24 protein-coding genes are annotated in these 24,231 nt (G+C 67.6%); 9 read left to right on the top strand and 15 right to left on the bottom strand.

Annotated features, from left to right (window positions below):
* Positions 1 to 15: 15 nt before the first annotated feature.
* From AC5P5M_RS11160 to AC5P5M_RS11150, 3 genes are read right to left on the bottom strand one after another with little or no spacing between them, the layout of a single operon-like run.
* Complete coding sequence (locus AC5P5M_RS11160; RefSeq protein WP_053518533.1) at positions 16 to 684, bottom strand: NAD(P)H-binding protein; 669 nt, start codon at positions 682 to 684, stop codon at positions 16 to 18.
* Positions 685 to 716: 32 nt separating this feature from the next.
* Positions 717 to 1,397, bottom strand: a complete 681-nt coding sequence (locus AC5P5M_RS11155) for a ChrR family anti-sigma-E factor (RefSeq protein ID WP_277381768.1) — start codon at positions 1,395 to 1,397, stop codon at positions 717 to 719.
* Positions 1,394 to 2,017 carry a sigma-70 family RNA polymerase sigma factor gene (locus AC5P5M_RS11150; RefSeq protein WP_065182216.1) on the bottom strand — a complete coding sequence of 208 codons (624 nt, stop codon included), beginning with the start codon at positions 2,015 to 2,017 and terminating at the stop codon, positions 1,394 to 1,396. The genes AC5P5M_RS11155 and AC5P5M_RS11150 overlap by 4 nt, the downstream gene beginning before the upstream one ends.
* A gap of 132 nt (positions 2,018 to 2,149) precedes the next feature.
* On the opposite strand from AC5P5M_RS11150, the gene AC5P5M_RS11145 reads away from it, so the two are divergent.
* The 9 genes from AC5P5M_RS11145 to AC5P5M_RS11105 all read left to right on the top strand — a co-directional run bounded on the left by AC5P5M_RS11145 (position 2,150) and on the right by AC5P5M_RS11105 (position 10,203).
* The gene (locus AC5P5M_RS11145) at positions 2,150 to 2,917 is read left to right on the top strand and encodes a hypothetical protein (RefSeq protein WP_495205874.1); all 768 of its coding nucleotides are present in this window, start codon (positions 2,150 to 2,152) and stop codon (positions 2,915 to 2,917) included.
* Between the two features lie 93 nt (positions 2,918 to 3,010).
* Entirely contained in the window at positions 3,011 to 3,961 is a 951-nt protein-coding gene (locus AC5P5M_RS11140) for an acyl-CoA desaturase (protein ID WP_495205873.1), read from the top strand.
* 1 nt (position 3,962) lies between these two features.
* The gene (locus tag AC5P5M_RS11135) at positions 3,963 to 5,240 is read left to right on the top strand and encodes an NAD(P)/FAD-dependent oxidoreductase (protein ID WP_495205872.1); all 1,278 of its coding nucleotides are present in this window, start codon (positions 3,963 to 3,965) and stop codon (positions 5,238 to 5,240) included.
* A complete protein-coding gene (locus AC5P5M_RS11130) occupies positions 5,237 to 6,004 on the top strand; it encodes a DUF1365 domain-containing protein (RefSeq protein ID WP_065182212.1) in 768 nt (255 codons plus the stop codon). Before AC5P5M_RS11135 ends, AC5P5M_RS11130 begins: the two co-directional genes overlap by 4 nt.
* Complete coding sequence (locus AC5P5M_RS11125) at positions 6,001 to 7,260, top strand: class I SAM-dependent methyltransferase (RefSeq protein ID WP_495205871.1); 1,260 nt, start codon at positions 6,001 to 6,003, stop codon at positions 7,258 to 7,260. The genes AC5P5M_RS11130 and AC5P5M_RS11125 overlap by 4 nt, the downstream gene beginning before the upstream one ends.
* Position 7,261: 1 nt before the next feature.
* Positions 7,262 to 7,810 (top strand): DUF2878 domain-containing protein, encoded by a 549-nt coding sequence (locus tag AC5P5M_RS11120; RefSeq protein WP_053518549.1) that lies wholly within the window; start codon positions 7,262 to 7,264, stop codon positions 7,808 to 7,810.
* Complete coding sequence (locus AC5P5M_RS11115) at positions 7,807 to 8,592, top strand: DUF1295 domain-containing protein (RefSeq protein WP_445394497.1); 786 nt, start codon at positions 7,807 to 7,809, stop codon at positions 8,590 to 8,592. Before AC5P5M_RS11120 ends, AC5P5M_RS11115 begins: the two co-directional genes overlap by 4 nt.
* Entirely contained in the window at positions 8,589 to 9,662 is a 1,074-nt protein-coding gene (locus AC5P5M_RS11110) for an SAM-dependent methyltransferase (RefSeq protein ID WP_065175693.1), read from the top strand. The genes AC5P5M_RS11115 and AC5P5M_RS11110 overlap by 4 nt, the downstream gene beginning before the upstream one ends.
* Positions 9,663 to 9,669: 7 nt before the next feature.
* The gene (locus AC5P5M_RS11105; RefSeq protein ID WP_065175694.1) at positions 9,670 to 10,203 is read left to right on the top strand and encodes a lipocalin family protein; all 534 of its coding nucleotides are present in this window, start codon (positions 9,670 to 9,672) and stop codon (positions 10,201 to 10,203) included.
* A 50-nt stretch (positions 10,204 to 10,253) separates the two neighbouring features.
* Here AC5P5M_RS11105 and AC5P5M_RS11100 read toward each other — a convergent pair whose 3' ends face one another.
* The 12 genes from AC5P5M_RS11100 to AC5P5M_RS11045 all read right to left on the bottom strand — a co-directional run bounded on the left by AC5P5M_RS11100 (position 10,254) and on the right by AC5P5M_RS11045 (position 24,224).
* The gene (locus tag AC5P5M_RS11100; protein WP_053518557.1) at positions 10,254 to 11,006 is read right to left on the bottom strand and encodes a SapC family protein; all 753 of its coding nucleotides are present in this window, start codon (positions 11,004 to 11,006) and stop codon (positions 10,254 to 10,256) included.
* Between the two features lie 110 nt (positions 11,007 to 11,116).
* Positions 11,117 to 11,389 (bottom strand): hypothetical protein, encoded by a 273-nt coding sequence (locus tag AC5P5M_RS11095; RefSeq protein WP_019659661.1) that lies wholly within the window; start codon positions 11,387 to 11,389, stop codon positions 11,117 to 11,119.
* Positions 11,390 to 11,545: 156 nt separating this feature from the next.
* Positions 11,546 to 13,582 carry an elongation factor G gene (fusA, locus tag AC5P5M_RS11090; RefSeq protein ID WP_495205870.1) on the bottom strand — a complete coding sequence of 679 codons (2,037 nt, stop codon included), beginning with the start codon at positions 13,580 to 13,582 and terminating at the stop codon, positions 11,546 to 11,548.
* Between the two features lie 370 nt (positions 13,583 to 13,952).
* Positions 13,953 to 14,714, bottom strand: a complete 762-nt coding sequence (locus AC5P5M_RS11085; protein WP_495205869.1) for a heme ABC transporter ATP-binding protein — start codon at positions 14,712 to 14,714, stop codon at positions 13,953 to 13,955.
* A complete protein-coding gene (locus AC5P5M_RS11080; RefSeq protein WP_164152907.1) occupies positions 14,711 to 15,754 on the bottom strand; it encodes a FecCD family ABC transporter permease in 1,044 nt (347 codons plus the stop codon). The genes AC5P5M_RS11085 and AC5P5M_RS11080 overlap by 4 nt, the downstream gene beginning before the upstream one ends.
* Positions 15,751 to 16,803 (bottom strand): heme/hemin ABC transporter substrate-binding protein, encoded by a 1,053-nt coding sequence (locus AC5P5M_RS11075; RefSeq protein WP_262218073.1) that lies wholly within the window; start codon positions 16,801 to 16,803, stop codon positions 15,751 to 15,753. Before AC5P5M_RS11075 ends, AC5P5M_RS11080 begins: the two co-directional genes overlap by 4 nt.
* A 51-nt stretch (positions 16,804 to 16,854) precedes the next feature.
* Positions 16,855 to 18,243: a YncE family protein gene (locus AC5P5M_RS11070; RefSeq protein ID WP_128988579.1), complete on the bottom strand. Its 1,389-nt coding sequence runs from the start codon at positions 18,241 to 18,243 to the stop codon at positions 16,855 to 16,857.
* A 122-nt stretch (positions 18,244 to 18,365) separates the two neighbouring features.
* A complete protein-coding gene (locus AC5P5M_RS11065; RefSeq protein WP_065182201.1) occupies positions 18,366 to 19,394 on the bottom strand; it encodes an alpha/beta hydrolase in 1,029 nt (342 codons plus the stop codon).
* A gap of 201 nt (positions 19,395 to 19,595) precedes the next feature.
* On the bottom strand, positions 19,596 to 19,985 hold the full coding sequence (locus tag AC5P5M_RS11060; protein ID WP_065182200.1) for a DUF805 domain-containing protein: 390 nt from the start codon (positions 19,983 to 19,985) through the stop codon (positions 19,596 to 19,598).
* An 81-nt stretch (positions 19,986 to 20,066) separates the two neighbouring features.
* A complete protein-coding gene (locus AC5P5M_RS11055) occupies positions 20,067 to 21,344 on the bottom strand; it encodes a replication-associated recombination protein A (protein ID WP_227255445.1) in 1,278 nt (425 codons plus the stop codon).
* Positions 21,345 to 21,530: 186 nt separating this feature from the next.
* Entirely contained in the window at positions 21,531 to 22,169 is a 639-nt protein-coding gene (gene lolA / locus AC5P5M_RS11050; RefSeq protein ID WP_065182198.1) for an outer membrane lipoprotein periplasmic chaperone LolA, read from the bottom strand.
* 111 nt (positions 22,170 to 22,280) lie between these two features.
* Positions 22,281 to 24,224, bottom strand: a complete 1,944-nt coding sequence (locus AC5P5M_RS11045; protein ID WP_495205868.1) for a DUF3857 domain-containing protein — start codon at positions 24,222 to 24,224, stop codon at positions 22,281 to 22,283.
* Between the last annotated feature and the right edge of the window lie 7 nt (positions 24,225 to 24,231).

The raw sequence follows: 24,231 nt of genomic DNA, 5'->3' as shown, positions 1-24,231 counted from the left end.
GGGGCGCGCGCCGGCTCAGGGGCCTTGCCTGGTTCCGAGCCGGTTGATCTGCGCGCACTCAACGACGCCCGGCGGCTGTGGCATGTCGGCCAATGCAACCATCGCCCGCCCCAGGGCCAGATTGCTGGTCGCGATGGAAGGGGCCATGCGTGCGACCAGCCCCAGCACCGGGGCGCCGACACCATAGAGTGGCTTCATCCACGAATGCACCGTGCCTGTACCTGCAACAGGCTGGACACCGCCTGGTCGCAACATCACCGTACGGATCGGCAAGCGGGCCAGCGCCTGTTCGGTCTGCCCCTTCACCCGCAATGGCATGATGCGGCTCTGCGGATCAGCATGAGCCCCGGACACGTACAGAAAGCGCCCCTGCGGACATGCCTGGGCGAACGCCGAAGCCACGGCAAGCGTGGCATCGAAGGTCACCGCGCGGTACTCGGCTTCGCGGGTTCCCACCGGCGGCGCTCCGGCGCAGTAAAGGCAGGCGTCGAATCCCGAAAACAGGTCAACACTGCCGGCGGCCTGCCGGAAATCGGCGAGCAGCAGTTCGGCGACCTGCTGCCCCGGCCGGCTGCCCGGCCTGCGGACCAGTGCCGTGACACGCTGCACCCGGGGCGATTCCAGGCAGGCCAGGACAACGCCCTGCCCCACCAGCCCTGTTGCACCGGCAACGAGCAGCTTCATGCGGCCAGGGGCGGCGTGGCTGTCCACGGGGCTCAGAGTTTCACGAAACGCTGGATGCGGCGCGCCAGCCAACCACTGAACACCAGCGGGGCATCCAGCGCGGATACACAGATGCATGGCACGCCCGGCGCCGTCACCGGCTGGTGCTCAACGTCCTCGTCAAGATCCGCGACATCGCCAGGCGCGAACAGGCCCAACGCATCGTTGTAGGAACCGCGCAGGATCTGCGTCAGTTCGCTCTGTCCGTGGCTATGCATCGGCAGGCACTTTCCGGGGGCGATCTTCAGCATGATCAACGATGGCATCTGTTCGGCCCGGATGCAGTGCACGCCAGGCGCGATCCAGCGCCAACGCAGCGCTGCCAGTGACCTGCCGAAATACGGGTGCAGCGATGCCGGCAGGTAGTCCGGATCAGCCTCCGGCCGTTCATGCGGCACCTCCCGTGGCGATGATGGCTCGGCCGCTGCTGAGACCGCCTGCGAGGACAGATGGGCCAGCATGGCCTCGCGCAGGGCGTCCCGGCGGTCTTCGGCAAGCGCAGGCTGGGTGTGTTCCAGCAGCGCCGAACCGATCGCCTCAGCCTCCCGCAGGCGCTGCCGGCACACCGGGCAGCGCTCCAGATGCGTGCCGGCGACGATACTCAGTGGCACCGGCAGTGCGCCGGCCGCATAACTCATCAACGTCGATTCGTGCAGATGGTGGTGCGGGCTCATTGCGCACCTCCGATCCGCGACTGCAGGCGCAGGAATGCGCGGCGGAGATGCGACTTCACGGTCCCCAGCGGCATGCCCAGAATGGAGGCGATCTCACCGTGGCTCTTGGCCTCGAAGTACGACATCCGGACCATGCGCGCCTGCACGGCCGGCAGTTCGTTGATGCGCTGGCGCAGCCGTGCATGGTCGGCAAACTGCTCGGCGCTGCTGCGCTCGACCAGGTCCGCGGCAGCGGCCTCTTCGACGGCCGCCTGGACCTGCATCCAGCTGCGCTCGCGCCGGACCCGGTCGATATGCAGGTTGCGGGCGATCCGGTAGAGCCATGTACTCAGTGCCGCCTGCGCCGGATCGTAGTCTCCAGCGCGCAGCCACACCTTCAACAGGCATTCCTGCGCAAGCTCTTCAGCCACGGCATCCGGCACGCCGAGTCCGCGCAGATAGACGCACAACCTGGGCATGAAGTGGTCATAGATGCGCATGAAGCAGTCGCGGTCGCGCAACCGCGCCACCGCGTCCATGTCACCGGTCCAGTTCAGTGCGTCAGTGCTGGGCTGCTGGGAACTGGACACGAGGCGGGCGGTGTCGAAGGGAACGGGAGGGCTGGCGGCGTCAGGGTACATCTGCGGTCGCGGCGGGCTGGTGAAGGTCTGTCCTGAGTACGGGCCACGGGCCCGTTTGGATGCAGCGCCGACCTGCATCCAGCAACGGCCCTGCCGCGTATGCCAGGACGTCCCCCCGCCGGAGCGCCTTCGATGCGCATCACTCTCCTGCTGCTGTGCCTGCCCTGCCACGCACTCTCGGCCACCCTGCTGCACAACGAGGGCATCGCCACCCTGCCGGATGGCCGGGTGGCCTACCGCGAGATGCACTGGCAGCGGGGCGCCACGGAAGGCGCCGAGCGCTGGGTCCAGTACCTGTGCCCGGACGGCCAGCCCTTTGCAAGAAAACACATGGCGGCCACGGATCGGCCGCTGGCGCGCGGCTACCGGCTGCTCGCCCAGCGCTCCGGTCAGCAGGCTGACGTGGAGATGTCCAGCGATACAGTCCGCATCTCGTGGAAGGAGAGTGCCTCGTCCACATCGCGGCAGGCACGCCTGCCAGCGCCTGCCGGTGCAGTCGTCGATGCCGGCTTCGATGCGGCCGTGCGCCAGCACTGGACACCGCTGCTGCAGGGAGCCGAGGTGACCCTGCCCTTTCTCGTCCCCGGGCGCCAGCGCTTCTATCCGGTCAAGGTCAGCTGGCGTGGTGCGAACCGCTGGCGCGGGCTGGCTGCACAGTCATTCGAGGTCCAGCTGGACACCTGGTATGGCGGCGTGGCCCCACGCCTGTCACTGGTCTACGCCGAGGCCGATCGTCGCCTGCTGGAGTTCCGCGGCACCAGCAACCTGCGCGATGCACGTGGCACTTACCCCGCCGTGGTGGTGAGCTTCGACAGCCCGCCTGCGCCCCAGCCGGACAGCCAGTGGCAGCAGGCGTGGGCGCGGCCTCTGGTCGCCGGGTGCGCCGTTACGGCGAAGTGAAGACAAACAGGAAGACGAAGAATCTGCGACGAGGCGCATCCATTTCCCGCCCTGCTGCGTAGAGAAACACACGCCTCTCTCGAGATCCGCCCCATGGCTTCCGCAGCGCCCCTCCGCAGCCGACGCGAACGCCTTCTGAGCACCATCCGGCGCTGGTTCGACGCCGGCACTGCAATGGACACCGACAGTGGGCGTGCGGATCGGATCGACTGGCTGCGCGCGGTGCCATTCGCACTGATGCACCTGGCCTGCCTCGGCGTGATCTGGGTGGGGGTGTCCTGGATCGCCGTGGCCGTGGCAGCTGCGCTCTACGCGATCAGGATGTTTGCGATCACCGCGTTCTATCACCGCTACTTCTCGCATCGAACCTTCCAGGCGCCGCGCTGGGTGCAGTTCGTATTCGCGGTGATCGGCGCTTCCAGCGTGCAGCGCGGCCCGCTGTGGTGGGCCGCGCACCACCGGCATCACCACCGCCACGCCGACCAGCCGCAGGACCCCCATTCCCCACGCCAGCGCGGATTCTGGCGCAGTCACATGGGCTGGTTCCTGACCCGCGAGGCGTTCACCACCGACCTTGCCCGGGTGCCTGATCTGGCCCGGTTCCCGGAACTGCGCTGGCTGGACCGCTTCGACATCGCGGTGCCGGTACTGCTGGCGGCAGGCCTTTATGTACTAGGCGAACTGCTCGAACGGGCAGCGCCCGGCCTGCACACGTCCGGGCCGCAGCTTCTGGTCTGGGGCTTCTTCATTTCCACCGTCGTCCTGTTCCATGCCACCGTCACCATCAACTCGCTGGCGCATCGCTTCGGCCGGCGCCGCTTCGATACCCGTGACGACAGCCGCAACAATCTGTGGCTGGCACTGCTGACCTTCGGCGAGGGTTGGCACAACAATCATCACTTCTTTCCCGGCTCGGTCAGGCAGGGCTTCCGCTGGTGGGAGGTGGACATGACCTGGTACGGGCTGCGCGCAATGGCCGCCCTGCGGCTGGTCAGCGGGCTCAAACCCATCCCTGCGTGGGTCCTGGACAAGGCGAGATACTGACATGCGCATCGCAGTCATCGGCTCGGGAATCTCTGGTCTGGCCAGTGCATGGTGGCTGGACGGCGAACATGACGTCACGCTGTTCGAGGCCAACGACTATCTCGGCGGACACACCCACACCCACGACCTCGAGCTGGGCGGGACGCGGATGGCTGTGGACACCGGGTTCATCGTGTTCAATCCGCTGCACTATCCACTGCTGAGCGCGCTGTTCGACGAGCTGGGCGTCACCTCGCGGCCCACCACCATGAGTTTCTCCATGCACAGCGAGCGTTCGGGCGTGGAGTACAACGCCACCTCGCTGGACGGCCTGTTCTGCCAGCGGCGCAACCTCGTTTCGCCGCGCTTCTGGGGAATGCTCTCCGACCTGCGGCGCTTCTATCGAGATGCGCCGCTGCTGCTGGCCGAGCGGGAAGGCCCAACGCTGGGCGACTATCTGCGCAGCCAGCGCTATGGCAAGGCCTTCGTCGACGAGCATCTGCTGCCGATGGCGTCGGCGTTGTGGTCGTCGCCGACGGCGACCGTCCTGGACTTCCCCGCACGCTACCTGGCCCAGTTCATGGCCAACCACCAGATGCTGCAGATGACCGGCCGCGCGCCGTGGCGCGTGGTGGAAGGTGGTTCGGCGCGCTACGTGGACGCCCTGCGCCGCCGCTGGCGGGTGCACGAGCGCCTGGAGTGTCCCGTCCTCGCCGTCGAGCGGATGCCCTGGGGCGCGCGCGTGCACAGCGCTGCAGGCGTGGAAGGATTCGATGAAGTGATCCTCGCCTGCCACAGCAACCAGGCGCTGGCACTGCTGGCCGATGCCGATCCGATCGAACGTGACGTACTCGGTGCCATCCGCTACCAGCCCAACGACGTCGTACTGCACACCGATGCGTCCCTGCTGCCCCGCAACCGCAAGGCATGGGCTGCATGGAACGCGCATGTGCCGCGCGATCCCGCCGCTCCCTGCACCGTGAGCTACTGCATGAACCTGCTGCAGGGACTGCCCGGCGACATCACGCTGGTCGTGACGCTCAACCGCACCGAGGCGATCGACCCACGCCGCATACTGCGTCGTATGAGCTATGCACACCCGGTGCACGATCATGCTGCAGTCCGAGCCCAGCAGCGCTGGGCCGACGTACAGGGCCGCCGCCACACCTGGTTTGCCGGAGCCTACTGGGGGTGGGGTTTCCACGAAGATGGCATCCGCAGTGCCCGTCGTGTCGTCGACGCAATGCGGACCTGTTCGCCACAGCCACGTCCCATGACACAGGACGAGGCCGCCGCATGAGCGCCAGCGCCCTCTACTTCGGCCACGTGATACACCGCAGGCACCAGCCGCACGCGCACGCCTTCCGCTACCCGGTCGCGCAGCTGCTGCTTGATCTCGACGAGCTGGACACGATCTTTGCCGGACGATGGCTGTGGTCCTTGAACCGCCGCAATCTGGCGGAGTTCCGGCGCAGCGACTACTTCGGTGACCCCTCGATGCCGCTTCCCGAGGCGGTCCGCCGCCATGTCGCAGGCGTGCGGGGTCATCGCCCGGCGGGCCCCATCCGCCTGCTGACCCACCTGCGCTTCGGCGGGCACGTCTTCAACCCGGTCAGTTTCTATTACTGCTACCAGCCTGACGGCAGCACACTGGACTGCATCGTGGCCGACATCACCAATACGCCCTGGAAAGAGCGCCACGCCTACGTCCTGTCAGTGGCAGAAGCGGCCAGCGAGCCGGGCTCACTGCGCTGGCAGTTCCAGAAGCGCTTCCATGTGTCGCCCTTCATGGCGATGGACTGCACCTACGACTGGCGGTTCAGCACGCCCGGCGAGGACCTCAGGGTCCACATGCAGGTTCTGCAGGAGGGCGTGCGCCAGTTCGACGCCACGCAGCACATGCAGCGACGACCGCTGGACGGGCGCGGCCTGGCGAAGGTGCTCACCCTGTATCCCTTGATGACCGTGCAGGTCGTTGCGGCGATTCACTGGCATGCGCTGCGGTTGTGGCTCAAGCGCAACCCGGTCCATGACCACCCCTCACTTGCCGGAAAACCGCGATGAACGAGATGACTCCATCGGCAGCCATGCCCCGGGCCGGCGCGCTCGACGCATACCTGCGCCAACGCCTGCTGTCCCAGCTTGCACCGCTGCGCGAAGGCCAGCTGCGGGTACGGGATGCCCTCGGCGAAACACTGCTGGGCGACGCTGCGGGGGAACTGCATGTCACTGTGACCATCGATGACCCGGCGTTCTACCGCAAGGTCGCCGCACAAGGCAGCGTAGGCGCCGGCGAGAGCTACATCCATGGCGACTGGCAATGCGACGACCTGGTTGCGCTGGTACGCCTGCTGGTGCGCAACCGCGATCTGCTGGACGGCATGGAACGTGGCCCGGCACGCATCGGCGGCTGGCTGCTGCGCGGCTGGAACCGGCTGCGCCGCAACAGCCGCGAAGGCAGCCGGCGCAACATCGCGGCTCACTACGATCTCGGCAACGACTTCTTCGCCCTGTTCCTGTCAACGGACCTGATGTATTCATCGGCGCTGTTCGCCAGCGAGCAGGACACGCTCGAGGACGCCTCGCGGCGCAAGCTCGATCGCATCTGCCAGCAGCTGCGCCTGGCACCCGGAGACCGGGTGGTCGAGATCGGCACGGGGTGGGGCGGGTTCGCACTGCATGCCGCGCAGCATTACGGCTGCCATGTCACTACCACCACGATCTCCGCCGAGCAGCATGCGCTGGCCACGGCACGGGTGCGCGCCGCGGGTCTGGAGGATCGCATCACCCTGCTGATGAAGGACTATCGCGACCTCGACGGGCAGTACGACAAGCTGGTCTCGATCGAGATGATCGAAGCGATCGGCGCCCAGTATCTGGACACCTACATGGCCACCCTGCAACGGCTGCTCACGCCGGACGGGCTGGCCCTGCTGCAGGCGATCACCATTGAAGACCACCGCTATGAGCAGGCGCGCCGAAGCGTGGACTACATCAAACGCCACGTGTTCCCCGGCAGCTTCATCCCTTCCATCAACGCGATCATGGCCGCCAAGACCCGTGCCAGCGATCTGCAGCTGCTGGCGCAGCAGGACTTCGGCCATTCCTATGCCCTCACGCTGCGGGCGTGGCGCCAGCGATTCCTCACACAGCTTCCCGCAGTGCATGCGCAGGGGTTTGACGCGCGGTTCTGCCGTCTGTGGGAGTTCTACCTGGCCTACTGCGAGGGCGGCTTCCTGGAACGTTCGATCGGCGTTTCACACCTGCTGCTGGCACGCCCCGGCCATCGGGGCAGCGCGCACGCCAGGGGTGCACACTGACATGCGCCGCACCTGGCTCAATCTGCTCGGCAACCAGGCGGTCTGGCTGTGCGCGGTCGCTGGCGCCGGGCGCGGGCTGCAATGGCCAGCACTGCTGGCCGCCACACTGTTCGTGGCCAGCCAGCTCAGCACCAGTCCCCTGCCCCGGGTCGAGCTCCGCCTGCTGGTCCTGGCCTTGGCCTGTGCGTGGCTGGTCGATGGCGCCGCTGCCGCCGCGGGCGTGGTGCGTTATGCCGCTGCGCCCCTGGGCTGGATGCCACCGCCCTGGATCCTCGCACTCTGGGCGTCCTTCGCGATGACGATCAATGCATCGATGGCCTTCCTGCAGCGGAACACGGCGCTCCCCGTGTGCTTTGGCCTGCTGCTTGCCCCGCTGGCGTACCTGTCCGCCAGCCGCGGCTTCGACGCCGTGCAGCTTTCGCCCCCGGCCTGGAAAGGCCTGCTGACGCTGGGTATCGGCTGGAGCATCGCCCTGCCGCTGCTGTGTATCGCTGCGCGTCGCTGGTCGAGGCTGGCCATCCGCCCACCGTTTGCCGGAGCCCGACCATGAACGCCCTGCCCTGGGTTGCCCTGTATGCCCTGCTCATCATGGCCTGGGGATGGGCATGGCAACGCCGTCACCGCAACATCGGCATCGTCGATGTGCTGTGGGCGAAGGGCGTCGCTGCGTCAGCGCTGATACTGGCCCTGCTCGGTGACGGCGCCGCGCTGCCGCGTGTGGCCCTTGCGGTGCTGGGCGGCCTGTGGGGCGGCCGACTCGCGCTGCACCTGTGGAGCCGCGTGCGGCGCGAGGCCGAGGACGGGCGTTACCGATACCTGCGAGATCACTGGCAGAGCCACCAGGGCAAGATCTTCGGCTTCTTCATCGCCCAGGCGCTGCTGATCGTGCTGTTCTCCCTGCCATTCGTGGCCGTCGCCAGCAACGACTCGCCCGCCGCGGCGGGCTGGGTTGCCGCCGCTGCCGTAGTCTGGCTGTTGAGCGTCGGCGGCGAGGCGCTGGCCGACCATCAGCTCACACGGTTCCGCGCCGACCCGGCCAACAAGGGGCGCACCTGCCGCACCGGCCTCTGGCGGTACTCGCGGCACCCCAACTACTTCTTCGAATGGCTGCACTGGTTCACCTACGTCCTGCTCGCGGCCGGCTCGCCATTGGGCTGGCTTGCCTGGACAGGACCGGTGCTGATGTACCTGTTCCTGCGCTATCTCAGCGGCATTCCCTTCACCGAAAAGCAGGCGTTGCGCAGCCGTGGTGAGGACTACCGCGACTACCAGCGCAGCACGCCGATGTTCTTCCCGTGGTTCCCGCGTTCGTCCAAGGAGCACCTGCCATGACTGTCGCCACATCGCTCGCAACGCCTGCCGATCCGGAAACCGGGCTGATCGCCTGGGCCGAGCGCGGCCTCATTCCGGATGTGGCCCTGCGCTCCGGTATCCGCCGGCTGTGCGCCCAACGCCTCCAGGAAGAGAGTGCCGGGGGCATCGAGGCGCAGTCCGCGCGCTTCAACCAGTGCCTTGAGCAGTTGGCCGGCAGCCCGGTCGCGCTTCATGTCGATGCCGCCAACCGGCAACACTATGAAGTCCCCGCCGCATTCTTCCAGGCCTGCCTGGGCAAGCGCCTGAAATACAGCAGCTGCTACTACCCGAGTGGTCGCGAGACCTTGGACGAAGCCGAAGTCGCCATGCTCGAGCTCTACGGCGAGCGTGCCAGCCTGGCTGACGGGCAGCACATCCTTGAACTGGGGTGTGGCTGGGGCTCGCTGACCCTGTGGATGGCCGAGCGCTTCCCGGGCGCGCGCATCACGGCGGTGTCCAATTCGCACAGCCAGCGCCAGCACATCCTTGAACAGTGCAGGCTGCGCGGGCTGGGCAATGTCGAGGTGATCACCTGCGATGTGAACCGGCTGGAGCTGCCCGCGGGCCGTTTCGACCGCTGCGTTTCGGTGGAGATGTTCGAGCACGTCCGCAACCATGCGCAGCTGATGTCACGCATCGCGCAGTGGCTGAAGCCCGACGGCGCGCTGTTCGTGCACATCTTCGCCCACCGCACCCTGATGTACCCCTTTGAAACCGAAGGCGGCGACAACTGGATGGGGCGGCACTTCTTCACGGGTGGGCTGATGCCCGCTGCCGACACTCTGCTGCACTTCCAGCAGGACCTGCGCCTGCAGCGGCGCTGGCTGCTGGATGGCACGCATTACCAGCGTACGGCTGACCACTGGCTGGCGAACCAGGATGCCGCGCGTGAACGCATCATGCCGATCCTGGAGGCAACCTATGGCAGGCCGGCGGCAAGGCAATGGTGGAACCGCTGGCGCATGTTCTGGATGGCCTGCGCCGAGTTGTTCGGCTACGACAACGGCCAGCAGTGGCTGGTTGCCCATTACCTGTTCCGGCCACGTTGAGGTCACCATGCGCCCCCTTCCGCTGCTCTCGTTCCTGGCGATCGCCCTGTTCGGCACCGGCTGCAGTTCAAGTGACCTGCGCCCTCTGCCGCGACCGCAGGCGGTCGACGTTCCCCGCTTCATGGGCGACTGGTACGTCATCGCCCATATCCCTTCCTGGCCAGAACGCGAAGCGTTTGACGCCATTGAAAGCTACGCGCCGCGGCCGGACGGCCGCATCCAGACCACCTTCACCTATCGCAAGGGCAGTTTCGACGCACCACAGCGATCGATGCACCCGATCGGCAGGGTCGAGAAGGAAGGCAACGGCGCCATCTGGGGCATGCAGTTCGTATGGCCCATTCAGGCCGAGTACGTCATTGCCTGGATCGATAGCGACTACCAGCAGACCATCGTGGCGCGTAGCAAGCGCGACTACGTGTGGTACATGGCGCGCACCCCGCAGGTCTCTGCGGAGGACTATGCGCAGGCGGTGAAACGCATCGCCGCGATGGGATATGACACCCGCGAGCTGCGGCGCGTTCCGCAGTCACTGCGCTAGTCCCGCACGGACCGGGCCCCGCTGCGCGGGAGCCCGGCCCTTCAGCCCGCTCAGGCTGCCAGGCGTTCCACCTGGCGACGGGTCAGGTCGTTGAAGCGGCCCAGCGACATCAGGTGCTGGTGGATCAGGGCCAGCCAGCCGCTGCGGTGCCATTCGATCACGGTTTCCTCGGGCAGCGCGACGAACTTCTCGACGTCGACCACCTGGAAGCCGTTGAGGTTGAACTCCTGGCCGTTCGGAGCGCGTACGGTCGCGTTGCGCTCGACCAGCAGTCCCTTTTCGATGAGCGCCTTGGAGAAGGCCTGGGTCTGTTCGTGCTCGCGGGTGTACTGGCCGCAGAACTCCAGCGCCTGCTGCACCATGTCGGTAGCCTTGCCGTCGGCGAACAGCGCCTGGCCTTCCTCGCCTCCCTTGACCACGCGCGGGCTCGCTTCATCGATGCCGAGCAGGAAATCGTTGTCCGCGCCGGTGTCGATGAAGATGAAGGGGTGGCGACGCAGATAGGCCGGAACGTAGGCCTCGTCTTCCCACAGCCCGTCCTTGATGAACAGGTTCTCGTTGGTCACGCCGACGGCAGCCATCGGAACGGCGCCGGGGCCGGCGAACAGGATCGGGAAATGGTGCAGTGCCAGCGAGAACTCGCCGAGCACCAGCGGAATGGCGTTGTTGCCGGCTGCGAAATCAAGCTTGCCCGGCAGGATGCGCAGGTCGGCGTGCACATCAGCCTGCAGCGGCACCGGACGGGTGTAGAACAGGGGGGTGCCGGCCTGCGCCGCTTCGGTGGTGGTGTCGCTGGTGGTCATCGTAGGAACCGTTTCATCGTGCGCGCCTGCCATCCCGGGCGCGCCAGCGGGAACAACCTGAATCCCGCATTATCAACAAGCCGGGTGACGACCACCACCCCGGCACTGACTTATTTCAGCTGCAGCGGATAGCGCTGCCACAGGACGTGGACAAGGAAGCCCGCCAGTTCGGTGTCGCGCGCACTGACCGCGGCGCGGATCTTGTCCAGCAGGACCATGTCACTGCAGGAGCGCACATCGGCGTGGTTGGCCTGGCCCGACCTGCGTGCGCGGTAACGCGCGGCGCGCTGCGCATCGCTCATCGCGTACCCGAATTTGGGCGGACGACCGCGCTTGCGCGGCAGGGTCAGCTCCAGGGTTCCGGGGTCTTTGTCATCACGCATGAGTGGGGGCAGACAGCGGCAAGCAACGACGGGTGCGCAATTTATCGTGAGGCATCACTTTAATCCAGCCTTTTCTACACTTTTGTTGCACTGCAATGCGCCCTGCTGCCGCTCGCCGGCAGCAAGAGGGGCCCGCGAACGGGCCCCTTGCACACTTCAGGCAGCGCGTACCGGCTCGTAACCGTGCAGGTGCGCTTCACTGCTGGCGCGCCCCTGGCTGAGCGAGCGCAACGCAGTGGTGTAGCCCACCAGTTGCGCCAGCGGTGCAAAGCCGCTCACTTCGGCACGGCCCTCCTGGTCCTCGATGCGCGCGACGCGACCGTGGCGACGGTTGAGGTCGCCGACCACGTCGCCCACCGACGCCGAGGGCGAATGCACCGTTACCGCCATCACCGGCTCCAGCACCTGCGTGCCGGCACTGGCCAGCGCGGCCCTGACGGCCTCACTGCCGGCCCGGTGGAACGCCATGCCCGAGGAATCCTTGGCATGGGTCTGGCCGTCCACCAGGGTCACTTCGATGCCCACGACCGGATGCCCATGCGGTCCTTCCGACAGCGCCGCACGCGCACCCTTCTCCACCGCTGCGATGAAACCACGGGGGATCACGCCTCCGACGATGCGATCGTTGAACACCACCTGGTCGTCCTCACGCGGCGCCACGTCCAGCACCACATGGGCGAACTGGCCCTGGCCACCGCTCTGCTTGACGACCCTGCCGACCACGCCGGAGACCGCGCGCAACGGCGTTTCCTGGTAGGCAACGCGCGGCGAACCGATGCCGACATCGACCTTCCATTCGCTGCGCAGGCGCTCGACCATCACCTCCAGGTGCAGTTCGCCCATGCCCCATACCAGCGTTTCGCCGCTCTCGCGATCAGTCTCCACGCGGAATGACGGATCCTCCTGGGCGAGGCTGGCCAGCCCCTGCGCCATGCGGATCAGGTCCGCTGCACGCGCAGGTTCCAGGCGCCACGCCAGCACCGGCGCCTGTGCCTGGATGCTCTCCAGGCGCAACGGCTGATCGCGTGCGCTCAGCGTTTCACCGCTGACTGCATCCTTCCAGCCCAGCACCGCGACGATGTCACCGGCCACGGCCTGCTCGATGTCATGGGTCTGGTCTGCCTGCACCCGCACCAGGCGGCTCACGCGCCGACCCTGCGGATGTTGCGAGCTGGCCACAGCGTCGCCTGCCTTCAGCGTTCCCGAATACAGCCTCACGAAGCTCAGCGCACCGTGCTGCTGATGGGTGATCTTGAACAACAGGCCCGCCAGCGGACCCTCCGGATCCGGCGGCAGCAGCACGTCGCCGGCCTCGCCTTCGGCAGTGACGGCAGGCCGATCCAACGGCGAAGGCAGGTAATCGACCACCGCATCCAGCAGCGCCTCGATGCCTTTGTCCTTGAACGCCGCACCCGCAAGCACCGGCACGCCCGCACCGGCCAGCGTCGCCCGCCGGAGTGCCGCGCGCAGCAGTTCCGCATCGATCACCCGGCCCTCCAGCCACGCATCGGCCAGACCCTCGTCATGGTCGGCCACGGCCTCCACCAGCGCGTCGCGCCGCGGTTGCCACTGGCTGCGTGCAGCGTCATCCCACGGCGTGATGGTCACCACGCCGCCGTCGCGCCACTGCAGCACGCGCTCATCCACCAGATCGACCCAGCCGCTGAAGTCGCTTTCGCTGCCCAGCGGCACACCCAGCGCCCACGGCCGCGCCTGCAGCTTGTCCCGCAGCTGCTCCAGCACGCGCTCGAACGAGGCGCCGACACGATCCATCTTGTTGACGAAGGCGATCAACGGCACCCGGTGCCGGCGCGCCTGGCGCCACACCGTTTCCGACTGCGGCTGCACGCCATCCACGGCAGAGAACACCGCGACGGCACCGTCGAGCACCCGCAGCGAACGCTCGACTTCAATGGCGAAATCGATGTGGCCCGGGGTGTCGATCAGGGTCAGCCGATGCGGCGGCAGATCGCGCGGCGCCCACTGCGCCTGCACGGCTGCTGCGCCGATGGTGATGCCACGCTCGCGCTCGATCGCTGAGAAATCGGTGGTGGCGTTGCCGTCATGGACCTCACCGACGCGGTGGATCTCGCCGCTCTTCCACAGCAGTCGTTCGGTGAGCGTGGTCTTGCCGGCGTCGATGTGGGCAATGATGCCGAGGTTGCGACGACGGGAAAGGATCTGGGTGTTCATGTGATGGGTTCCTGCAAGCCAACTTCGGGGGCCGCGCACCCCGGTTGGCGACAGGGTGCGCGGCTAGCGTTCGGTCTCGGCGATCTGGTGCATGGCACGTTCTCCTTGCGGTGCAGCGGGTGGATGAAAGGGACTGCGGAAACGAAAAGAGCGCCCCGGAGGGCGCTCTGTGGATGGTCCAACGGTGGCCGATTCAGCGGCCCCGTCGAGCTCCAGGCAGACACGCCCGTTCCGCGCTTGCGCGGGTCAGGGTGAAAAACTTCAGGAGCGGCATCCGGTTCATGGGGCGCATTCTAGACCTGCCAATCTGGCGCGCAAGTGCAGATTGCGCGCACCAGTGGAACGATGAGGATTCCTTTCGCCGCCCGGATCAGGTGACCACCACCAGCGGCACGCCCCGCTTCGGATGCTTCAGCACGACCACCTCCTGCTGGTAGACCCGCTGCAGCGTGTCCACGGTCAACACCTGCGCGGGTGAGCCGTCGGCGGCCACCCTGCCCTGTTCCAGCAGCACAATGCGGTCGGCATGGCCGGCGGCCAGATTCAGGTCGTGCAGCACCACGATCACGCAGGCCCCGGCCTCGGCACAGGCACGCACGCTGCGCAGCGTACGCTCCTGGTGGCGCAGATCCAGCGCAGCGGTCGGCTCGTCGAGAAGCAGCAGCGGCGTATCCTGCGCCAGCACGCGCGCGAACGTGGTCCGGGCCGACTCGCCACCGGACAACTGCTGCACCTCGCGCAGGCGCAGCGCCTGCAGTTCGGTCGCGTCGATCGCGGCCTCCACCTGCGTGCCATCGCGTACGGGATCGGGCGGGTGTGGCAGGCGCCCCATCGCAACCACCTCCTCCACGCTGAAGGCGAAGCGCACGCCGTGCTCCTGCGGCATCACCGCGCGCTCGCGCGCCAGTGGACCGGCCTTGTAGCCGGCCAGCGGCCTGCCAAGCAGGCTCACCTCACCCGCATCGGCACGCAGATCGCCTGCAGCGACTGCCAGCAGCGTCGATTTGCCAGCGCCGTTGGGCCCCACCAAGGCAGTGACCGTCGCCGGCTCGAACGCCAGGTTGATGCCGTGCAGGATCTCGCGCTGCCCGCGTCGCACCACGACGTCGCGCAGATGAAGCAGGGCCGTCATGGGGCTGCCTTGCGGCGCTGCTGCAGCACCAGCCAGAGGAAGAACGGTGCACCCAGTGCAGCCGAGAACAGACCGAGTGGAATCTCCGCCGGCGGGTCGAGCGTGCGCGCGGCCGTATCGGCCACCACGATCAGCAGCGCCCCCAGCAGGCCGGAAAGGGGCAGCAACCAGCGGTGCCCCGGCCCCACCAGCATGCGCGCCACGTGTGGCACCACCAGGCCGACAAAGCTGATCGAACCGGCAAACGCGACGGCCGCACCCACCAGCAGGGCACTGAACGCCACCAGCCGGCGGCGGGTCCGTGCCACGTCCAGGCCCAGATGCTGGGCCTGGCGTTCCCCCAGCGCCAGCATGTCCAGTGGCGTTGCCAGGCGCTGCAGCGCGAACACGCCGATGGCAAACAACGGCACCACGGCGGCGACATCACTCCAGCTGGCGCGGGCCAGCGAACCCATCTGCCAGAACACCAGCGACTGCAGTTCGCTCTCGCTGGCGATGTAGGTCAGGAAACCGATCAGCGCCGAGCAGAACGCCGCCATGGCGATGCCGACCAGCAACAGCGTGGCATTGCCACTGCCCTTGCCCGGCCGGGCAAGGGCGTAGGTCAGGCCGATCGCCAGCGCACCGCCGGCAAACGCGGCCACCGGCACCAACCAGCCGGCCGCACCTGCAGCACCGAGCACGATGGCGGCGACCGCGCCCAGCGCGGCGCCCTGGCTGACGCCGACAATGCCCGGGTCCGCCAACGGATTGCCGAACAGGCCCTGCAGGCTGGCACCGGCCATCGCCAGCGATGCCCCCACCACCGCGCCCAACAGGGCGCGCGGGATGCGCAGCTGCCAGACCACCGCCAGGTCGCGGCTGCTCACCGCCTGCGGATCGAGCAGCTCCATCTTCACCGCTAGCGCCTGCAGCACCTCCAGCGGTGGCAAGCGCAGTGGCCCGACCGCAAACGAGGCCAGAATGGCGGCCAGCAGTGCCAGCATCGCCACCATCAACATCGTCCGCCCGCGACGACGGCGCCGGTCCGCCGGACTCATGCCTTCGGCAGCGCCGCCAGCGCCCGCGCCAGCGCCAGTGCGCCAGCCCCGGAACCTACGCTGGTGTACTTGAGCTGCACATCCGGCATCACCCAGACCCGGTTGGCCTGCCCGGCCGGTGTCTGCTTCAGCGTCGGGTACGACTTCCACAGGCCCTCGGCACCGCCGAACAGCTGCAGATCGTGCTCGGTCACCAGAATCACCTCCGGTGCCGCGGCGACCACGCCCTCATTGCTCAGCTGCGAGTAGTTCTTCACTCCCGCTTCGGTGCCGATGTTGACGCCGCCGGCCAGCGCGATCAGTTGCGCCGATGCGCTGTCGGCGCCCGCAACGGTTGGTGCGCCACCGGCACCGGTGGCCGACACATGGATCACACGCGGCGCATGGCCCAGGCCCCGGCCGATCGCTGCGGCCTCATCCAGCTGACGCTGCACCTGCGTGGCAAGCGTCTGCCCTGCTTCGGCCAGCCCGAGTGCGGCGGCGACCTTGCGCACCTTGTCCGGCGCCGGCTGCAGATCGTCGATGACCACCGCCGGCTCCCCCACCTCGCGCAGCTTCTTAGCCAGCTCGGTGTGGCGGCGCAGGCTGTTGCCCAGGAACAGCGAACCCCGCAGGCTCAGCACACCCTCCACACCCGTGGTGCGGTTGAACAGGAACTGGTGCGGCGCAGCCCGGCCAGCCTCGGTGGTGGTGTTGGTCGGGGCGGCAAATACCTGCTTGCCCAGCCCCAGCGCCTCGATCACCGCGATGACGTCGTCGCCACCGGCGATGATCCGGCGGGTGTCGGTCACCGCGATATCGGCGCCGTCATCGGAATGCACCTTGGCCGGCAGCACGGCCTTCTGGTCATGCACGGCCGGCATCTCGGCACCGGCCACGCGTTTCCAGCCTGCCGGCAACGCGGTGTCCGCGGCGGCCGCCATTGCCGCCGGCGGCGGTTCGGAAGGCTTCTTGGCATCGGAGGGAGCCGACGAGCCGCCACAGGCAGCCAGTGCCAGCGAAACAGCCAACGGAAGTGCGCACAGGCGCAGACGGGGCACGATGTTCATGGACGTTCTCCTTGCTGGCAGGGCGACGCGCGCGCCGCCCTGCCGTCTGACTTACTGCTTCGGGGTGATGCGGGTGATGCGGTCACCCTTCGGGTCTTCAGCGCCGCGCGACTTGTTCACCGCGAACACGTTGCCCTTGCCATCGGCACGGACGTGGTTCGGCAAAGTGCCGCCGTCGAGGTTGGCGACCACCTTGCCCTCGCGGTCGACCACGGTCACGGTGCCGGCGCCACGGTTGCTGACATAGGCCAGGCCGGATGCATCATCGAAGGCGACGTTCAGCGCACCCGCGCCCACCGGCACATCGTGCAGCACCTTGCCGGCTGCGACGTCGACGATCAGCAGGTTGTCGGTGCCCTGCGACGCCACGTACAACCGGTTGCGCGCCGCGTCGAACGCCACGCCCGACGCGCTGATCGAGTTGCCCAGATCGATCACCTTCTCGACCTCACCGCTGGCCACGTCGATCACCGCCGCCTCCGGCGTGCCGATGCTGACGGTGAACAGCTTGCCGCCCTTCTCGTCCAGCACCAGGCTCATCGGCGTGAACTTGCCGTCATCCACGCCCGATTCAAGCGTCACCGCGGGCAGCTCCTTGAACGTCTTCGCATCGAATACCGACAGGTGATCCTCGCCGGTGGCCGAGGCAAACACCTTGCCGCGGGTACCATCGATCACCACGTCGCGCGCATGCGGCACCGCATCGACCGGGAACTGGTGCACCAGCGACAGATCCTTCTGGCGATAGACGGCCACGCTGTTCTGACGGGTATTGGTCACCCACACGTTGCCGTTGGCATCATCCACGCCCACGCCGTACACCGCATAGACCGCGCCGTTGGTACTGCCCGGCACCTGCGCCGGAGTGATCGCCTTGCTGACCTTCAGCGACGCCGGGTCGATCTTCAGCAGCTGCGACTGGGTCACCGGCGGCCGGCCGACCGCGGAGGTCACGAACAGCGCATTGCTGGCGGCGCTGTAGGCGGACTGGTACAGGCCCGGCACCAGCTTGTTGGACTGGGTGGTGAACTGCGCCTGGCCCGATAGCGGCAGCTGCGGCGAGACGCGCAGCTTCAGCACCGTCGCGGCGGCCGGCTGGCTCGCCCGCACCACGACCGGATGGGTGCCCGGCACGGCATCGGCGGGAATGGCCAGCTGGGTCTTGAAGTTGCCATCGGCATCAACCACCACCGGCTGGGCGTTCAACACGCTGTCGCCGCGCAGCAGGCTGACCTTCTGGCCCGGCACGAAGCCGCGACCGACCACATCGGCGGTGCTGCCCGGCACCACATTGTCGCCGCGCGAGACCACCTGGCCCTTGAACGTGGCGTTGGCCGGTTGATCGAATACCGGCTGCGCGGTGGCCGCGACGGCCAGCAGCAGGCCGGTGGCCAGAGTGGTGAAGCGAAGCGAAGGACGAAGGGAGGAACGGAACGACATGACAGGCTCCTTGCACACGTAGGCCGCGCCACGTGGCGCGGGATTCATCGGTTGCCTGGGCCGCTGCACGCGGGCAGCCTCGCCTGGGTAGTGGGGTCGCACGGCACGCCGCGCGAAGGGATTCATTCGCTGGACGGCCCATCCGTTGCACTGGCGCCATCGCCTGCACTGCGATCGGTCACCCCGTACAGCTCATGCAGCGCCGCGTGGAAGGACGCCGGCAGCATCGGGCCATGGCCCAGGCCAGGAAACTCGCGGTACTGCACGCTCAGCCCCGGCACCCGGCGCAGCCGCTCGGACAACTGCATCGCCGCGTCAGGCGTGGCGCCGCCGATGCGGCGCAGGTGCGCGACCACCCGCGGGTTGTTCAGGTCACGCTTGCCGCGGTCGCCGACGCGCTCGGCGCCTCCCAGCATCAGCCAGACCCTGGCCGGCTGCCCGTGCACGTTCTGCACGAACTGCTGTTCGGGATCGCCCAGCGCCGCGCCCTGCGCCCACCACAGTGACGGACTGGCGGCGAGATAGGCCTGGAACGCGGCCGGCCGGGTGTACAGCGCGTTGAGCACGAACAGGCCACCGAGCGAGTGCCCCCACAGCGCCTGCTGCCCGGTGTCGACGCGCGCGCGACGCTCCACCTCGGGCTTGATGCGGCGCTCGATCACATCAAGAAACGCCGCAGCGCCGCCGCCGACCGCCTGGGTTGCGCCGCTCTCATCGTCGGCGCGGTCGATCCATGCCGTGTAGTCACGGGTCCGCGCCTTCGAGTCGATGCGCAGATCATTGTCATAGCCGATCAGCACCAGCACCGGAGGCGCCTTGAGCGCTGCAAGTTCAGCCAGCAGCGGCTGGTCGAGCACCATCGCCACCGCATTGCCATCCAGCGCGTACAACACCGGCGAAGGTGCACTGGAGGCGCGGACCGGAATCGCCAGATTCACCCGCCAGCGGCGCTGCGTGTCGGCACTGTCGATCACGAAATGCTCGAAGCGATAGCTGGCGGCCGGCTCATCCAGCACGGTGTGGCCGATCTTCTGCAGCGGATTGCGCTGCTGCGCGTACGCATACGGGGTAGCCAGGAGCAGACCCATCATCAGGACGGCAAGGCCGCGGGCCAGCGGACCACGGTGCGGAGGCAGGACGAAATGCTTCATCGGCGGGCGACGTCAGCGGCCTGGGCCGCTGTTTCACAAGGGACCGCAGTCTACCTTAAACGCGAATGATTATCACAACGATCAAACGTCACACTGTGTATCACGCGCGCGATAACGCGGCGTCATGGGACGCATCATCTCGTTCCCGCCAAGGCGGGAGGGCCGATTCCCAGGACCGGGCGCTGCCCGGCGGGTGCCGCGTCAAGGGCCCGCAGGCACGGGGCCGTACGGGTTTTCCTGCGGCGTGCCCGGCAGCAGAGCGAACACCAGGATCACCAGGCCGCCCATCGGCACCAATGCCAGAAGATAGAGCCAGCCGGACTGGTTGCAGTCATGCAGACGGCGCACGGTGACGGCGATCAGCGGCACGATCGTCGCCAGCCACATCAGGCCCAGCAGCACCATCGTGCCGATCAGGATGGCGCTCAGTGCATCCGGACTGGAGCGCATGAGGATCGCCAGCACGCCGGCCAGCAGCGACACCGCCGTGGCCACCAGAAACAGGAACAGCTGGAACATCCAGTATTCGCGGCGATTGGCCCGACCCTCGAACTGGGCGTAGCGCTTCAACGCCAGAGTCATGTCCTGCATGAACGTCATCCTTGAGAAGTGAACCGGGGATTCTCTCGAATCAGCGTGGACCCGACAATCGGATTGGTTGCGTAACGGCGATCAACGCCGCTTCGCCGCCCGCGCCGCCTCGCGCTCGGCGCGCAACCGGTCGAGCTTTTCCTTCAGCTTGATCTCCAGTCCGCGCGGCACCGGGTTGTAGTACACGCGCTCGCCCATCGCATCGGGGAAGCCGGTCTGATCCAGCGCGATCCCGCCTTCCGCATCGTGGTCATACTGGTACTCGGCACCGTAGCCCAGTTCCTTCATCAGCTTGGTCGGCGCGTTGCGCAGGTGCAGCGGCACCTCTTCGGTACCGCTCTGGCGCACGTCGGCCTTGGCCTGGTTGAACGCCGCGTAGCCTGCATTCGACTTGGCGGTGCTGGCCAGGTACAGCACCAGCTGGGCGAACGCGAGCTCGCCTTCGGGGCTGCCCAGCCGTTCGTAGATGTCCCACGCTTCCAGCGCCATGCTCTGTGCTCGCGGATCGGCCAGGCCGATGTCCTCGATCGCCATGCGGGTCAGCCGGCGCGCCAGGTACGACGGATCACAGCCGCCGTCGAGCATGCGGGTCAGCCAGTACAGCGCCGCATCGGGATTGGAACTGCGCACCGACTTGTGCAACGCCGAGATCTGGTCGTAGAACTGCTCGCCACCCTTGTCGAAACGGCGGGTACGGTCGGCCAGCACCTGGGTGAGCGTCTGCGGGGTGATGTGCCCGCCCTCGCCCCCTGCCAGTTCGGCGGCGATTTCCAGCAGGGTCAACGCGCGGCGCACGTCGCCATCGGCAGCGGTGGCGATCTCCAGCAGCAGCTCGGGCGCAACCTCGATGGACTCCTGGCCCAGGCCGCGCTCGCGATCCCCCAGCGCCCGCTGCAGTGCCTCGACGATGTCGGTGGGCGAGACCGCCTCCAGCACGTGCACGCGGCAGCGTGACAGCAGCGCCGAGTTCAGCTCGAAGGACGGGTTCTCGGTCGTGGCACCCACGAACAGGATGGTGCCGCGCTCGATATGCGGCAGGAACGCGTCCTGCTGCGCCTTGTTGAAGCGATGCACCTCATCGACGAACAGCACGGTACGCCGGCCTTCGGCGAAACGCTGCGCCGCTTCGGCCAGGACCTGACGCACCTCCGGCAGGCCGGACAGCACGGCGGAGATGGCGCGGAACTCGGCATCGGAATACTCAGCCAGCAGCAGCGACAACGTGGTCTTGCCACAGCCCGGCGGACCCCACAGGATCATCGAATGCACGCGACCGGACTCGACCGCCCGGCGCAGTGCGCTGTCCGGAGCGAGCAGGCGCTTCTGCCCGACCATTTCATCGAGCGTCTGCGGACGCATGCGCTCTGCGAGCGGGCGCAGATGATCCCGATCGACACTCAGCAGATCGGGTCCGGGGAAGGAAGTGGAGCGTTGTCTTGGCACCCGCTTATTGTACCGCGCCCCCCGTCGGTCGCGCCGGGCCATGCCCGGCGGATCGGCGAAATGCGCACATCGGTAGCGCCGGGCCATGCCCGGCGTCACGCATCAGTTGCCGATGACGTCGGTGCCCGCCGGCGGGCTGAAGCGGAAGGTCGAGGCCGCGAACGTCGGGTTGCGCTTCCAGCCGCTGAAATTGATCACGGTGCGCTGGCCGACCGCGTCGGTGATCTCCATCCTCGCCAGCCCCTGGGCATTGAAGCCTAGTGCAGCGTACTGGAAGCTGGCCTCGGTATCGCGCTTCGGCGACAGCGACAGCCACTGCAGGCCATCCCGTTGTGCCGCCTCCTCGCTGAGGTCGTACTGCTGCTCCAGCAGCGCCGGGTTGATCAGCGCGGTCAAGGGGCTGTTCTGCTCTTCCTTGCCCTGCTCGCGCACGGTGGCCTGCTCCAGGTCCGGCTCGTACATCCAGACCTTCTTGCCGTCGGCCACGATCAGCTGTTCATGCGGCCGCACGTACTCCCAGCGGAACAGGCGCGGGGCCGACAGGGCCACGCGGCCGCTGGTCGACTCCTTGACCTTGCCGCGGCTGTCGAACACCTGCTGGCTGAACTGGCCATCCAGGCCCTTCAGGCCGCTGGTGAAGTTCTTCAGGTCATCGCGGGCACCCGCCCACGCGCTGCCCGCGGCGGCGCAGGCCATGGCGAGAGTGCTGGCGGCAAGAATACGGCGGAGGCGGACGTTCATGCGGGAATCCTGTGGGCGCGGGCGCAAGGAAAGGTGGATGTCAGTGTGCCCGGGCAAAGATGAATGGGCGATCAGGGCGACATTATGCCGCCCCGCACGTCCACCGGGGATTCAGTTGGCCGGCGCAGGCAGCCTTCCATACAGGACCTGTCCGCGGAAGCCGCGGCGCACTTCGCGATACAGCGCGCGGAACGCGGTGTAGTCCTGGGGCTGGCACAGTGCCTCCGGTCCACGCACGGCATTCTGCTGCAGGCGGTGGTGGACGATCACCTCCTGGCCCTGCCGGCTCCACTCCACCCGGTACTCGCCCGCGGCATTGGCAAAACGCTGGCTGGCCGGAACGGCGATGATCGGCGCGTTGGCCGGGAACTGCAGGCGATAGGTTTCTTCGCGCAGGCTCGCGTTGCAGTAGAACGGCGTCTCGTTGGCCGGTGCAGACGCGGTAGCGTACAGCCCGCGCACCGACTCGCCGCCTGGCGGATCCGGCACCGCCATGCCCCCGGCCACGCTGAAGTCCACGTAGTCTTCCGCCTGGAAGGCCATGCGGTAGCCGAACGGCCGGGTCAGATCGACCGGGACGCCCTGCAGCTGCAGCTGGCCGCGGCCATCAAAACCGGACGCCGCCATGATCGACTCCTCGGCGCGCGCCCGATTCTGCGCATTGAGCTGGGCGAACTGTGCGCGCATGCCGATCTCCGCATTCTCGCCCAGCTGCGGAATCGTCTCGCCACGCAGATTGCCGGTGGCATCGAACGTGAAGCGCACCTCCATCGAGGTTGCGTTGCGCTGCGGACCATTGGCCGGCGTGCGTGCCAGGCTCGCGTCGGCCGTGCGCATCACCGGCGCGCCCAGGTCGCCCTCGGGCAACTGGCCGAAGCGCGCCCAGGCGGTGGTCGAATCCAGGTACAGATCGAACTCGGGAATGTAGGTGATGGCGTGGTTGAAGCGCCCCAGCACCGGAATCTTCGGCAGCGTCGGCCCGCCACCGGCGCCGATCAGCACCGGCGAACTGGCAATTCCCTTGGCGGCCAGCAGGGCTTCCAGCAGGGTCACATGGTCCTTGCAGTCCCCATAGTGGTTGTCGAGGATGCTCTGCGCGCTGTTGGGCTCCAGCCCGCCATTGCCCAGGTACACCGCGACGTAGCGGATGTTCTGAGCGACCCAGCGGTACAGCGCATCGGCCTGCGAGCGACGGTCGCCGATGCCTGCGGTGACCTGGTCGGCCAGCGCCTGGATCTCCGCCGTGACCTGCGCGGCGGGACCGGCCTTGAGCTGGTACGCCCGGCCCATCTGCGCCCAGTCACGATAGGTGCTGGCCATGATGTTCGGGCCGAACTCCCAGCCGGCGGCCGACCAGTTCTGCGCCTGCATCGCCTCGCGGCGCTGGTAGCGCCAGCGCCACTGCGCCTGGCCGTTCCTCACCACCGGGCGATCGCTGCCCTGCACGCCGCGGCTGTCGACGAACATCGGCAGGTTGGCCGGTGCGCTCAGCGTCACCTCGGCATCCTCGTATTCGGTGAACACATTGAAGGTCTCCCACAGGCCGAAGTAGCCCGGGAAGTACGGCGTGGCCTGGGTGCGGCGCACCTGGTAATACAGGCGCGTGCCCGGCGCCAGGTTCGGGAACACGATCACCCGCACCTTGCGGTCGGCGTACATCGCTGCCGAGGCGCTGGAATAGCTTTCCTGGGTGTAGATGCGATCTGCCGGAACGTCACGGCGCTGGCCATCGGCGGTGATGGTGTAGGCGTCGAGCACCTCCAGCGTCTCCATCTTCTCGCTGTAACTCAGCCGCACCTGGCTGAACTGCTCGACCGAGGCCTTGGTCTTGAGCAGGACCTCGTAGGTCTCGGTCTGCACATTGCCTGCGTCGGGCCGCACCTGGTAGTCGGCGCGATAGCGGACGATGCTGAAGTTGTTGCTGGCTTCGGTATCGCCGCTGGTGGAAGGCGGCGCCGTAGCGGGCGCGGGGGTGGCGGTCTCCGCCAGGGCCGGGCTGGCGGCCATCAGGCCAGCCAGCGCCAGCGCCAGCGCGCGTGGTACGGGATGAAGCATTCGTCGG

The sequence above is a fragment of the Stenotrophomonas sp. YJH_SMC_106-19 genome, assembly GCF_059368375.1.
Note: the sequence above shows the minus strand (reverse complement) of the source record. Positions and strands in the feature narration are given on the sequence as shown.

What these genes read in the sequence shown, in the direction of transcription:
- fusA (WP_495205870.1), bottom strand. Translation starts at nt 13,582, where the DNA reads ATGAACACCCAGATCCTTTCCCGTCGTCGCAACCTCGGCATCATTGCC.
- AC5P5M_RS11160 (WP_053518533.1), bottom strand. Translation starts at nt 684, where the DNA reads ATGAAGCTGCTCGTTGCCGGTGCAACAGGGCTGGTGGGGCAGGGCGTT.
- AC5P5M_RS11140 (WP_495205873.1), top strand. Translation starts at nt 3,011, where the DNA reads ATGGCTTCCGCAGCGCCCCTCCGCAGCCGACGCGAACGCCTTCTGAGC.
- AC5P5M_RS11125 (WP_495205871.1), top strand. Translation starts at nt 6,001, where the DNA reads ATGAACGAGATGACTCCATCGGCAGCCATGCCCCGGGCCGGCGCGCTC.
- AC5P5M_RS11085 (WP_495205869.1), bottom strand. Translation starts at nt 14,714, where the DNA reads ATGACGGCCCTGCTTCATCTGCGCGACGTCGTGGTGCGACGCGGGCAG.
- AC5P5M_RS11145 (WP_495205874.1), top strand. Translation starts at nt 2,150, where the DNA reads ATGCGCATCACTCTCCTGCTGCTGTGCCTGCCCTGCCACGCACTCTCG.
- AC5P5M_RS11075 (WP_262218073.1), bottom strand. Translation starts at nt 16,803, where the DNA reads ATGAACATCGTGCCCCGTCTGCGCCTGTGCGCACTTCCGTTGGCTGTT.
- AC5P5M_RS11110 (WP_065175693.1), top strand. Translation starts at nt 8,589, where the DNA reads ATGACTGTCGCCACATCGCTCGCAACGCCTGCCGATCCGGAAACCGGG.
- AC5P5M_RS11130 (WP_065182212.1), top strand. Translation starts at nt 5,237, where the DNA reads ATGAGCGCCAGCGCCCTCTACTTCGGCCACGTGATACACCGCAGGCAC.
- AC5P5M_RS11115 (WP_445394497.1), top strand. Translation starts at nt 7,807, where the DNA reads ATGAACGCCCTGCCCTGGGTTGCCCTGTATGCCCTGCTCATCATGGCC.
- AC5P5M_RS11045 (WP_495205868.1), bottom strand. Translation starts at nt 24,224, where the DNA reads ATGCTTCATCCCGTACCACGCGCGCTGGCGCTGGCGCTGGCTGGCCTG.
- AC5P5M_RS11100 (WP_053518557.1), bottom strand. Translation starts at nt 11,006, where the DNA reads ATGACCACCAGCGACACCACCACCGAAGCGGCGCAGGCCGGCACCCCC.
- AC5P5M_RS11080 (WP_164152907.1), bottom strand. Translation starts at nt 15,754, where the DNA reads ATGAGTCCGGCGGACCGGCGCCGTCGTCGCGGGCGGACGATGTTGATG.
- AC5P5M_RS11070 (WP_128988579.1), bottom strand. Translation starts at nt 18,243, where the DNA reads ATGTCGTTCCGTTCCTCCCTTCGTCCTTCGCTTCGCTTCACCACTCTG.
- AC5P5M_RS11065 (WP_065182201.1), bottom strand. Translation starts at nt 19,394, where the DNA reads ATGAAGCATTTCGTCCTGCCTCCGCACCGTGGTCCGCTGGCCCGCGGC.
- AC5P5M_RS11120 (WP_053518549.1), top strand. Translation starts at nt 7,262, where the DNA reads ATGCGCCGCACCTGGCTCAATCTGCTCGGCAACCAGGCGGTCTGGCTG.
- AC5P5M_RS11155 (WP_277381768.1), bottom strand. Translation starts at nt 1,397, where the DNA reads ATGAGCCCGCACCACCATCTGCACGAATCGACGTTGATGAGTTATGCG.
- AC5P5M_RS11135 (WP_495205872.1), top strand. Translation starts at nt 3,963, where the DNA reads ATGCGCATCGCAGTCATCGGCTCGGGAATCTCTGGTCTGGCCAGTGCA.
- lolA (WP_065182198.1), bottom strand. Translation starts at nt 22,169, where the DNA reads ATGAACGTCCGCCTCCGCCGTATTCTTGCCGCCAGCACTCTCGCCATG.
- AC5P5M_RS11060 (WP_065182200.1), bottom strand. Translation starts at nt 19,985, where the DNA reads ATGCAGGACATGACTCTGGCGTTGAAGCGCTACGCCCAGTTCGAGGGT.
- AC5P5M_RS11095 (WP_019659661.1), bottom strand. Translation starts at nt 11,389, where the DNA reads ATGCGTGATGACAAAGACCCCGGAACCCTGGAGCTGACCCTGCCGCGC.
- AC5P5M_RS11150 (WP_065182216.1), bottom strand. Translation starts at nt 2,017, where the DNA reads ATGTACCCTGACGCCGCCAGCCCTCCCGTTCCCTTCGACACCGCCCGC.
- AC5P5M_RS11105 (WP_065175694.1), top strand. Translation starts at nt 9,670, where the DNA reads ATGCGCCCCCTTCCGCTGCTCTCGTTCCTGGCGATCGCCCTGTTCGGC.
- AC5P5M_RS11055 (WP_227255445.1), bottom strand. Translation starts at nt 21,344, where the DNA reads ATGCGTCCGCAGACGCTCGATGAAATGGTCGGGCAGAAGCGCCTGCTC.